Below are 11,847 nucleotides of genomic sequence, written 5' to 3'. Positions count from 1 at the left end.
GAGTAAATACGGCACCAGCCCCGACAGCGCATAAGAGGACTTTTATCAGCAACGCGGTCATTTCAAAGTTGTCCATGGCGAATTCGCCATCGCCACTTATGGGGATAAAACGCCTAACGAACGTGTAGATAAAAGCATCAGGAAAAAACAGAACACCGACAATAACGAGCAGGAAGAAGATAATTACTTTCATTGAGCCACCTGCAACGATTATTAGAGTTAAAAAATTAAATCTATATTTCCTGATGAATTATTAAGCTCTGTCACTCATGAGGCTTACTCCTCTGATACTTCAATTGAGCCATACGGTCTTGCTATTTCACGATCAGTCAACGGAAAATTGTAAACCTTCCCATGATTTATCCCCACGCCGACAACGAACTTCCGTGGCTTATCATCATGTTTCTTTGAAATTAATATATATTCGACAATGAACCTCCCATTATCAGGAAAATGATAAAAAGAAGGAGGGGTACATAATTTCCTATCCACAATCGTGAGGCCAGGGGAAAAATTAAAATCTTTTTCCTTCGAGGGGGTTCCTCGTGGATTTATTCCTATATAAGCAGGTTGGTAATCTTGAGTATCAATAACGTTAAAACATATGTTTTTTCCCTGTTTACTAACAGAAGTGGTTTCATGGGGGATAAACCTGTCACCTGGACCAGGGCATCCTGTCAGCATCAAAAGACACATGCCAGACAACAGTAAAGACCACGAAATACTCACCATGGAGAATCCAACACTATATTTCTGCATTTTTAGCATCATCGAGAATAGAATATGACATGAAGAGCTATACTTAGCGTGTAAATTCAGATCGACCGAGCTCTCTTTCCGTAAAAAACACGTTTTGAGCCCTGCCTCTAATTATTTCAATTTCCGTAAAAAAACTTCTTGGATGATTATTTTCATCCTGAGATTGCAATACAAACTCAATCACAAAGGGCTCAGTTGATGTATCAGGAAAATGATAGTACGAAGGTGGAAAACATAATTGACCATCTGTCACACGTAATTGTGGATGGTCAATAAACTTTCGCTCTTTCGAAGGTGTGCTCCTGAGATTGACTGCGACAAAAACGGGCTGATAATCTTTACTGTCTGGAATAGAAAAACAAAGCGAATTATTTTTCATAAAAACATGAGTTGTTTCTGCAGGATAATATTTCATTCCTCCCCACGGACATCCCGTTAATGTCAAAAGAGAAACAGCTAGCAAGCTAGACAGTAATATTGAGTGTCGTTTTTTTATTTTCACCATGGAAATCCTCTCAATGTTTTTTGATACATTTCCCGGATTATCGGTTCAGAAGTATTGCCATCCAATGTAACGATCTCCCATCCCCTAAGTTTCTGCCAGCCATAATAACCATGAGTCTGGAAGGTGAAATTATCCGCAATAATCTGTGCCTGCTGCTCCATTGGATACTCACTTAACAGCCGTCCATCAAGGGTATAACGATAACTGACCATCCAACTAACCAATCCCCGGCCAATAACATTCATCCCTCGGGCACGTTGCCAGACATGGCTCATTTCATGGATAAACAGATGCTGCATATCATCGAGCGACAGCGAAAAGTCATCATGATACTGATTACGAAAATACAGCTCACCGTTCGGCGTCATTGCCGTATTTTCATTCTGCAGATTAAAAGGCAAATAGCTGTCCTTGTGGATCCACACACTTGCATACTCAATCGTTGACGCAAACACCGATTGTGCCAGCTGTATTTCACCTGTTGTCAGTAACCTGATACCACCTTCCTTTAAATTGTCGTTATCCTGCTTTTTCTCAGCCATGAGCAAACTCCAGCACAATCCCTTCCTCATTACTCCAGCCTAACGTTAGCGATTTCGGTTTCTGCTTCGCCGCCATATGCGTGAGCAGTTGCTGGCTCAGCACCGGCAGGATTTGCTGGTTGAGCAGGCTGTCGACATTACGTGCGCCGGTGTCCGGCAGCAGGCAGGCGGACGTCAGGGCATCGAACAGGCTTTCGTCGATATGCGTGGTCAGACCGTAATGACGACGTAAGCGCTTGCTGACCTGATCCAGCTTCATCTGCACGATGGTACGCATGGCGGTTTCCGCCAGAGGGCGATAAATCACGGTCTGGAAGCGGGCCAGTAGCGCGGGCTGGAAGTGGTCACGCAGGATGGGGCGCAGCAGTTCGTGCAGGTCGCCTTCGGTGGCGTCCGGCTGCTCATCCAGCAACTGCATGAGGGGGTCGCTGCCGAGATTGGAGGTCATCAGAATAACGGTGTTACGGAAGTCGATTTCACGGCCTTCGCCGTCGCGCATAAAGCCACGGTCAAATACCTGGTAGAACAGGTTCATCACATCACGGTGCGCTTTTTCCACTTCATCGAGCAGCACCACGCTGTACGGGCGCTTGCGTACCGCTTCGGTCAGGATGCCGCCCTGACCATAACCAACGTAGCCCGGAGGCGAGCCCTTCAACTGGGAGACGGTGTGCGGCTCCTGGTACTCCGACAGGTTGATGGTAATGAGCGACTTTTCACCGCCGTACAGCACGTCCGCGAGCGTGAGTGCCGTTTCGGTTTTCCCAGTGCCGCTCGGGCCGACCAGCAGGAACACACCCTGCGGGCCGTTCTCGGATGTCAGCCCGGTTTTGGCGGCACGCAGACGTTGTGCGATGGCGTTGAGCGCCACATCCTGGCCGACAACGCGCTTACCGATTTCCCCTTCCAGGTTCAGCAGTTCGGTCTGTTCATCTTTCATCAGCGACGAGAGCGGCACCCCGGTCCAGTCGGCAATCACGTTGGCGATGGTGCGGGTATCGACGTCAACAGACAGCAAAGGGTTGCTCTGCTGCATGCCATCAAGTTGCTGTTGCAGGTCGCGGGTCTCACTCTGGCGGGAGATATCCTGGCGGGTTACCAGCAGTTGCTCAGTGAGCGACAGTTCCTGACCGTACTGCGTCTCACGCTCGTCCAGTTCGGTAAACAGGCGGATTTCTTCCTGTTCAATCGCCGCCAGACGCTCGCCCTGACAGTTGCTCCCGACGGCAACATCTTCCAGCAGCGCCTGCTTCTCAATTTCCAGGGCCGTGATTTGTGCGCGAATACGCGTTAACGGCTCCGGCACGGTATCCAGACTCATGCGCACGCGGGCAGCTGCGGTGTCGAGCAGGTCGACGGCTTTGTCCGGCAGCTGACGCCCGGTCAGATAACGGCGTCACAGCGGCACGGACCGCCGCATCGGTAATGTGCACGTTGTGGTGTTCGGCATAACGCGATTTCAGGCCCCGCAGCATCAGGCAGGCTGTCTCGTCGTCCGGCTCGTCGACTTTCACCATCTGGAAACGGCGCTCTAATGCGGCATCGCGTTCAAAATACTGTTTGTACTCACTCCAGGTGGTGGCGGCGATGGTGCGCAGTTCGCCACGTGCCAGGGCCGGCTTCAGCAGGTTAGCAGCATCCGCCCCGCCCGCCTGGTTACCGGCACCGATAATGGTGTGGGCTTCGTCGATAAACAGCAGCACCGGATTTGGCGACTGCTGCACGGCGTCGATGACGTTTTTCAGGCGCTGTTCAAATTCACCTTTCACCCCCGCACCCGCCTGCAACAGACCGAGGTCGAGGGTGCGCAGGCTGACGGTTTTCAGCGATTCCGGCACGTTGCCTTCGGCGATACGTAGCGCCAGGCCTTCCACCAGGGCAGTTTTACCGACGCCCGGTTCGCCGACCAGAATGGGGTTGTTTTTACGGCGGCGGGAGAGGATATCGACCATCTGGCGGATTTCGGTATCACGGCCAAACACCGGGTCGATTTTGCCCTCTTTCGCTTTCGCAGTGACATCGAGGGTGAATTTATCCAGTGCATTTTGCAGCGCCGGGTTGAGTTCACCATTGCGGATTTCGGCTCCCACCGGACGGCCGACCATTTCAACATCGCCGCCCTGCTGAGCAAGTTCGGCTTCCTGTTGCAGCTCCGGGCGCTCGTCGGACTGCGCATCGAGCAGTGGACGCAGGCGTTCCAGTTGGCTCTGACCCAGCGTCAGCAGCGGCCACAGGCCATCGCAACGCACCAGTTTAGGTTTACCGACCAGCGCCATCAGCAGGTGGTGACTTCGGATCTGATCTTCACCGGAAAGTGAGGCCAGCATCCACGCTTCCTGCATCAGAGTCTGAATGCTGTCTGCCAGCTGTGGGCGGCCGCGAACAGAGCGCGGGAGCGCATCCAGCCAGCCGAGCAAATCCTGCCACAGGCTGTCCATATCCCATTCGTAGCGGCGAGCCAGCACCGTCAGGTCACCTTCGCCCTGCTCCAGCAGTTTCAGCAGCCAGTGTTCTGGCAGAATTTCGGCGTGCGCCCGGGTCTGACACAGGGAGGCAGCCCCTTCCATGGCACGGGCACAGTAAGGGTTCAGACGTCGTAGCAGGATGGCGGGATTTTCCATGAAATTCTCTCTTTATCGGTTCCTGGACACGCTACCGCCCCTCGCTGTTTCCCGTTGTTCGGGAGACCAAAGCGCACAAGGTCAGGCTGGCAGATTGTGTGATTCTTTGCTGAAAGCCCGCGATTCACAGACGTTCAGCAAAAAAGAAAAAGCGGGCAGAGAAGCTCTGCCCGCTAACAGACTTACGCGGTGGCGCGTTCGTTCCATGAATCGGAATGAATGATGTTGCCGTCTTTGTAGGTCCAGGTGATTTTTTCGTAACGCAGCTCGATGGTTTCGAGGTGGTTATGCTTCTCGAAAGAAGGATCTTTGATGTCGTGCATTTTCGGCGCGACTTTCACCATCTTGACGTTTTCCAGTTTGGTGTTGAAGTACTCCACTTCCTGGCCCGCGTCGTTGATTTTGTACCACTTGAATTCGGCAGACTTCAGGGTCTGGCCAGTGGTCACCGCCTTGTACAGGTACGGGCTCGAGGAGTCGATTTCCTTGGTGAACAGGAAAGGTGTATGGATACGGGTGCCCGTCAGTTTGCCGGTGTTGTTGTCGGTTGGGATATACAACTTGTGTTCCTGAGCGACCACTTCGATGCTGCCCTCACGATCTTTCACATCCACGGAACCTTTAATGTCCGCACCACCGTCGTCTTTCAGCCACAGATAAACAGGAATAGCCATGTGTTAATTCTCCATTTCATTTTGAGTCACGCCATCATCCTGCGATGACGTATTGTTGTTGCCTGGCATTCGACAGGCGTCGGCCTGTGGAACCAGACTGATTTCGACACGACGGTTGAGCGCGCGGCCTTCCGGCGTGTCGTTTGTCGTGACGGGGCGGCTTGCGCCGTAGCCCTGTACCGCAAAACAGCTTTCCGGCACATCGCCGGTGTCGCGCATCCAGTTACGCACCGATTCGGCACGCTCACGGGACAGCGGTTGGTTGATCTGCTGACTACCGGTGTTGTCGGTGTGACCCGCCACCACAATCAGCCAGCCCGGTCTGGCCTTGATGCCCACCAGAGAATTCACCAGCACTTTGGTCGAGCCCGCCTTCAGATCCGCTTTGCCGGAGTCGAACAGCGACATGCTGTCGAGGCGAACGGTTTTCGGTCCCTGAATAATCTTTTTGATAACAGGGGGTGGCGGTGGCGGCGGTGCCCAGTCATTCACAGCCGCTTCCACTGGCGGGATCAGGCGCAGTCCCTGGTATAACCCTAACCGGTAGCGGACAGGCTCCCCCCGTCGCTGCCAGTCATCCAGCAATGCCCCGTCAGCACGCAGACGCTGCTGCGCCCGGAGTTTGGGGGCAACGGGCTGGCCATCCAGTTGGTGATATAGGGCAAGGTGATCGCCCACATTGCGGATCAGACGCTGGTTATTCACCCAGGACGCCAGCATCGCCAGTGCCAGGAAAATCCCCCCCATCAGGCCGGCATAGCGCCAGAACACCATCCGTCGACTGACGCCCCGGCGTCGTGGCAGGGCAGACAGCAGCAGCTCCGGTAACGGTAAGGGAGCCTCGATCGGCGCAATGTCCGGAGGCAGTGCCGTGAGGCCGGCGATATGCTGTTGCCAGAGGTTGTCGGTAAGCCCTCTGACGGGCGTCATACAAATCCCCTGGGCACAGAGCTTCAGCGCAGGCAACTCGCCATGACGTACCTGCAGCAGTGTGTTGACGGTGCCAGCCTGCCAGCCCAGCAGACTGTCCAGCCACAACGCCTGACTCAGGCGTGACAGACGCTCGCAGGCCATGTTGTCCCGGGTCCACTCTGTCAGTGACACATTGCCCAGCCCGGGCTGATACACCTGAAGGCCGGCGCGTTGGCCGACAGTGGTGAACCAGACGGGCTCTGCATCATGACAGGCGGCTGACGGCGAAACCCAGGTGACTGACCAGACGGGCGGAATACTGCCCGTTGCGGGACGACACTGCACCACACCCCGCTGCCAGCCCCTCAGTTGCTGAGCAAAATCATCGGCTGAGGTGTGTTTTTCGGGCAGGATGGCCAGTAATACGGAAATCTGCGACACCAGGGCCGGACGGACCTGACTCAGGTGCTGCGCAAGTTTTGGCAACTGCTCAGCATCCTTTACCCACAGATACCAGCCCTGCCGGGTTTCCCGGTGACAGGCTCCGGGCGCAAACAGCGCCGTGTTATCTCCGCAGGCGAGAATGACGGCCCCCTGAAAATCTTCCGGCGGCAGACTATTATCCCCGAGATCCCTTACCGCGGCGGCCAGCGTCAGGGCGGCCCGACGCTGGCGCCACAGCATCATGCCGCCGACCAGGATAACCAGCAGACTGAGTGCCACACGGCTGGTGACGGACAACGGCCAGAAGCCCAGGATGAGCCACAACGCCAGCACCGCACTCAGCGCCGTTAACAGACTCCGGTAAGCATCACGCATCACTTACCCCGGCCTGACAATCTGGCTCACCAGGTCGGTGAGCGAAGACGAGAGGAAAAACCAGAGTGCGGCCAGCGCCACAACACCGATAACCCAGGATAACCAGTACCCGCGACGACCGCCACGCAGACGGGACGCTCTGGCCACAATCGGTGCATCCTGCGCAAGCTGAAATGCTGGTACGCGCTCGCCGAGTTTGCGGACCACATCTTCCCGGTGTTCGTCATCCTGTTCACGATACTGTCCGACAAACCCCAGTTGCAGGGTGCGGTACAGACACGTCAGTACCGCGGTGTCCGGCGCGGTTTCTTTCAGCAGGTGACGGATACGCTCCCAGAGTTCTTCCCCGGCATTCAGCGTCCCAAAGAAATGAGCCTGCAGCGGATCCCGATGCCAGACCAGATAGCCATCATCGGTCGTCCCACGGTTAAGCACGCTCTCATCGAGCAGGGCGCACAGGGCGTATACCATGTGGTCACGGCTGATGTCGCTGTAACCCGCATCGGTCAGCGCAGTACGGGCTTCCTGCACCAGGCGGCAGGCCCGGCGGTACAGTTTTTCCCCTTCCCGGACTTCCTGACCACCACGAAGCTGGCTGGCCATCAACCAGCCGGGATAGAAAATACGTTCAATCTCGCTCATATCGGATTGGGTCATGTACGCAGCACCGCAAAGAGTTCAAGTTTCACATCACCGAGTGAGCCCGGGGTGTAGAAGGTACAGCTCCCCGCCTCCAGCATCGCCCGGGCAGCTTCCGTCGACAGATCCAGCGAGAAGTACTGGTTTTCCAGACGCAACGGGATAGCCGCTGGCACATGAGTGAGCGGTTTGATCACCATGCCACTCAGCGCCACGTTCACCACATCGGAGACATCGTCGAAACTGCCGGCCTTGCACAGCAGCGGGAACCTGATCTGCAGCTCGTGGTTGGGCATGGATGCGCGCACGGACAGGTAGAAATCGGCCCCTTCGCGCAGCCGCGCATCATGCAGGGAGCCTTTCCAGATCTGATCCTGATGGTCAAGTTGGATGCTCACCACCCGTGATGGCAGGCTCGCTTCAAGGAGCTTGTCCAGCAGGGTCAGTAATGGCGGAAACACCTGTTCAGGGGCATCGTGCTGATAGGCGGGAATATCACCGGCATCGTGCTCCAGCGAGAACGTCAGCAGGCTGCCGGCGAGGCGGGTCAACTCCCGGTACAGCAGTTCCGGATGGCGGGACGGGGTCTGTAATAACTCCATCAGGACCGGTTCGGCACTGTTCAGGGCATTGAGCAGCCAGAACAGCGACACGTCGGCCACGGCAAAATCGGCCATACGTTCATTGCTCTCACGGCGCATGGCCATCAGGCGGCGACGACGGGCCTGCAGACGCACCAGGATATCACCCAGCTCAGTGACCAGTAACGGACTGGCAGAAAGCGAAAGCATGGGCGGGACGAACGCCGGGTCACGGCTCCACTGCCCCTGGGCATTGCGTACCAGACGGGCCACCGGACAGGTCAGATAAGCTGTATTTTCCTGGCTGGATAAGCGCAGCGTGATGGCGTGGCGCAGAATGGCCAGCTCCCCGCTTTCATGCCCAGCGAGCTCCTGCACCACCACCCGCTCGGCTTTCCAGCGGCGGGGACGTTCGCTATCCTGCCCGTTATCCAGATTGCCACCATTGGCGCTCAGCAGTGGCAGCGCGGCGACCACCAGGGCAGCCTCACTACCGGCCGCAGAGGACAGGTCACAGACCGGCGGAAGCGTATCCGCCAGGTCCGTATCCACAATCGTGCCATCCTGAAACCGCAGCACCAGTCGGGTAGCATTCAGACGAGACAGCGCGAGGGCGGCATCATCAAACTCAGCAGCCACCACGCCCCAGGGATGAGAAATCCCCATCCGGGCCACCGTGTCAGCAATGTGTGCACTCCAGCGGGCTTGCTGCTGAAACTGTTGCGGGGCCAGTGCGGCCCCGTCCTCCCAAAGTGGGCGATAAATTTTCATCCCTGGGATCCCACCTTACGCTTTCGCTTTCGGCATCTGGGAAACCAGCGACAGATTCACATCCATGCCTTCGACCTGGAAGTGCGGGATAGCGAACAGCTTCACGCGGAAGAACCCCGGGTTATCCTCGATGTCTTCGACCAGCACTTTCGCATCGCGCAGCGGGTGAGAAGCCTGCAATTCATCGCCCGGATCGGTCATTTCAGTCACCAGACCACGTACCCAGGTGTTGAGCTCCAGCTCAAGCAGACGGCGGTCCTTGGTGGTACCGATATTTTCACGCTGAATGAGTTTCAGGTAGTGCGCGATACGCGACAGCAGGAAGATGTACGGCAGACGCGCGTTGATGCGGCTGTTGGCCGTGGCATCAGACGTATCGTACAGTGCCGGTTTCTGCGTGGAGTTCGCCGAGAAGAAGCAGGAGTAGTCACGGTTTTTGTAGTACGACAGCGGGATGAAACCGAGGTTGGCGAATTCAAATTCGCGGGTTTCCGGGATCATCACTTCTGACGGAATTTTCACCTGGTTACCGGTACCGAGGTCATACAGGTGAATAGGCAGGTCTTTCACGTCACCACCGGCTTGTGGGCCACGGATTTGCACGCACCAGCCGTTGCTTATGAAGCTCTTGACCATATTGGCAGCAAAGGCGAACGAGGCACTGGTCCACAGGTATTTGTCGTGATCCGGCCCTTTCACCTCTTCCACATAATTGAAGCTACGCACCGGCACAGTGTCCGGACCATATGGCAGACGGCCCAACACACGCGGCATCACCAGACCGAGGTAGCGGGAATCGTCGGTCTCGCGGAACGATTTCCACTTGATGTATTCGGCGCGGTCAAAGTAGTTGCCGATGTCTTTGATGGCCGCCACGTCTTCCATCGAATTTTTCAAAAAGAACGCCGGTCCTGCAGAGCCGATAAACGGCATATGGGCAGCCGCTGAAACTTTTGATATATTACGCATCAGCGCCACATCCTGGGCTGACGCATCGAATTCGTAGGCTGAGATCACCGCAGCAATGGGCTCGCCACCCGGGGTGTCGTATTCTGCAATATATGTCTGTTTGTACAGACCACTCTGGATAATTTCCGGGCAGTCTTCAAAATCCTGACGCAGTTCTTCTTTTGATAAATCAAGCAGTTCGAGCTTCACATTCTGGCGAAAATCAGTTTTATCAACCAGCGATTTGAGTCCCCGCCAGACAGATTCCACCTTCTGGAATGCATCATTGTGCATGATTTCATCCAGCTGGCGGCTGATCTGGAAATCCAGTTCTGCAATGTGGCTGTCCAGCAGGGTTTTATCCAGCTTTTCCACTTTCTGACCAGATTTCTGCAAGCACTGCATAAAAACCTGAACAGCAGCAGTCACGCGGGCATTGGCAGACGTTTCCGCCATGACGGTATTATCATCAAACCCATTCAGATTGCCTATTTCTGCAACCGGGTCCAGATTTATTTTGTCAAACAGTGAGGCATATACGCCCCCGGCTGGCAGTGTTTTTTCGACAGTGGCGCCGCCCGCCATATTCTGGGATTCATTATTTAGTGACATTAACATTTACTCGTCATTATTCCGTTAAAAGAAATTCCAGTCATTAATTCTGGGTTGGGGCAAGCGCATTCAGCTCACTACGCAGTTCATCGGATAGCGCGGGGTCTTTTAATATAGTTTCCAGTTCTTTCCTGAAAGTTACATTATCAAGTAGATTGGATTTTAAATCGCGTAAAAGATTACGCATGGAGAGCATTGCACGGAGCTGGGGAATTTGACGCGCAACCGCCTCAGGTTCAAAATCCTTCATATTATTAAAAGACAGCTTCACATTTTCTTCAGAGCCGTCGTTGGCGAGGGTGTTTTTAACGGTGAGGTTAACTTCAGGATTAAGTTCAGTCAGGACGCTGTTGAAATTGTTTTTATTAACGTTGATTTTTTCGCGTTCCGACAATGGCCCTTGCGCCTTGCCATTACTGAAGTCACCGACGCTTAGGAGTTTCAGTGGAAGCTCAATTTTCTTCTGGGCGCCATTCGTAAACAGGTCCAGTTTTATATTTACGCGTGCACGCGGTATCTCGTTCTGAAATGATTCAGACATATACATTTATCTCCTGAATGAATTAATCCCTTGGCCGGGTAGAGTGCCACTATAAAAATGGTTTTTTATTTTAATGCCCAATTTACCGAGACGTAAAGCAGACAAAATGGAATGATTAATGTTAGCAGAAATTAATTAATGTTAAGTATGACTACAATCCTGCGGAATAGCAGGACTGGCGCAGAGCATTACGACTACATTCGAATGGGTTTAGTGTATTTTCTTACAAAATTAAGATATTCCACATTAATTATGAAAGCGGCGCACTACCAGTAAATAATTCTGAAGCATAATTATTTAAATCCATTATTGTACTTAAATAATAAAATGAAACATTTTTGAATATTATTCCGATATCTGATGTTCAACAATAGCCGACAGTGTTCATACGGGTATTCGCCTGTATAAGATGGAACGCCCTCCGGCGATGTCATTTGAAGAGATTATGAGTTACCACAACAGGGAAATCCCCCTGTTCCCGAGAACGTAACCCCCTGCATTCCCTGCCCCGCCATATCTGGAAAGTGTATGGCAGGAGTGTTTACAGCTATCGTCAGATGAACAGTGGTAGGGGTGCCTACGTCTGACGCTTAATCTCGAGGTCAGTGGCGTTTACGTACTGAAATCGTCGCTTGATGCGGCATTTAACGAGGCGGGAACACGATGGGTGCGCATCACTGGCAACGTGTCAGGCGCTGCTGGAAAGCAGTGGGTGGAGAACAGAAAAATAAGATGCGGATCAGTATTTCCTGAATACCCGCGAAGCACCCTATCCTGTAATGGGTCTCAATGAATGATGAGCCACTACCTTAAACGGCGGGAACTCATTCGCCAGGTAACGTAACCATCATAAAAATACTTATTCCAGTTACTGAACCGCCCCAGTAATCCTGGAGACTACTCTCTTTGAGAGAGGTAACCAT

10 protein-coding genes and 1 pseudogene are annotated in these 11,847 nt (G+C 53.9%); all 11 read right to left on the bottom strand.

Features of this window, described 5'->3' with window-relative positions:
• The coding region (locus M975_RS05235) for a hypothetical protein (RefSeq protein ID WP_064557818.1) at window positions 1-193 on the bottom strand (193 nt) is incomplete at its 3' end.
• 83 nt (window positions 194-276) lie between these two features.
• Window positions 277-759, bottom strand: coding sequence for a putative T6SS immunity periplasmic lipoprotein (locus M975_RS05230; RefSeq protein ID WP_245164315.1), 483 nt, complete (start codon window positions 757-759; stop codon window positions 277-279).
• 43 nt (window positions 760-802) lie between these two features.
• Window positions 803-1,264 (bottom strand): putative T6SS immunity periplasmic lipoprotein, encoded by a 462-nt coding sequence (locus tag M975_RS22215; protein ID WP_245164313.1) that lies wholly within the window; start codon window positions 1,262-1,264, stop codon window positions 803-805.
• Window positions 1,258-1,806: a hypothetical protein gene (locus M975_RS05225; protein WP_064557817.1), complete on the bottom strand. Its 549-nt coding sequence runs from the start codon at window positions 1,804-1,806 to the stop codon at window positions 1,258-1,260. Before M975_RS05225 ends, M975_RS22215 begins: the two co-directional genes overlap by 7 nt.
• A pseudogene (gene tssH / locus M975_RS05220) lies at window positions 1,799-4,427 on the bottom strand (type VI secretion system ATPase TssH). Before tssH ends, M975_RS05225 begins: the two are co-directional and overlap by 8 nt.
• Before the next feature lie 182 nt (window positions 4,428-4,609).
• Window positions 4,610-5,101, bottom strand: coding sequence for an Hcp family type VI secretion system effector (locus M975_RS05215; protein ID WP_064557816.1), 492 nt, complete (start codon window positions 5,099-5,101; stop codon window positions 4,610-4,612).
• A gap of 3 nt (window positions 5,102-5,104) precedes the next feature.
• The gene (locus tag M975_RS05210; protein WP_209438121.1) at window positions 5,105-6,832 is read right to left on the bottom strand and encodes an OmpA family protein; all 1,728 of its coding nucleotides are present in this window, start codon (window positions 6,830-6,832) and stop codon (window positions 5,105-5,107) included.
• A 3-nt stretch (window positions 6,833-6,835) separates the two neighbouring features.
• Window positions 6,836-7,489, bottom strand: a complete 654-nt coding sequence (gene tssL / locus M975_RS05205) for a type VI secretion system protein TssL, short form (protein WP_064557815.1) — start codon at window positions 7,487-7,489, stop codon at window positions 6,836-6,838.
• The gene (gene tssK / locus M975_RS05200) at window positions 7,486-8,823 is read right to left on the bottom strand and encodes a type VI secretion system baseplate subunit TssK (protein WP_064557814.1); all 1,338 of its coding nucleotides are present in this window, start codon (window positions 8,821-8,823) and stop codon (window positions 7,486-7,488) included. Before tssK ends, tssL begins: the two co-directional genes overlap by 4 nt.
• Before the next feature lie 15 nt (window positions 8,824-8,838).
• Window positions 8,839-10,389, bottom strand: coding sequence for a type VI secretion system contractile sheath large subunit (gene tssC, locus M975_RS05195; RefSeq protein WP_064557813.1), 1,551 nt, complete (start codon window positions 10,387-10,389; stop codon window positions 8,839-8,841).
• A gap of 37 nt (window positions 10,390-10,426) precedes the next feature.
• Window positions 10,427-10,924: a type VI secretion system contractile sheath small subunit gene (tssB, locus tag M975_RS05190; RefSeq protein ID WP_064557819.1), complete on the bottom strand. Its 498-nt coding sequence runs from the start codon at window positions 10,922-10,924 to the stop codon at window positions 10,427-10,429.
• Window positions 10,925-11,847 lie beyond the last annotated feature (923 nt).

This window comes from Buttiauxella brennerae ATCC 51605 (genome assembly GCF_001654925.1).
In the GTDB taxonomy this organism is placed as follows: Bacteria; Pseudomonadota; Gammaproteobacteria; order Enterobacterales; family Enterobacteriaceae; genus Buttiauxella; species Buttiauxella brennerae.
The sequence above is the reverse complement of the archived record's forward strand: the minus strand, read 5'-3'. Positions and strand labels throughout refer to the sequence as shown.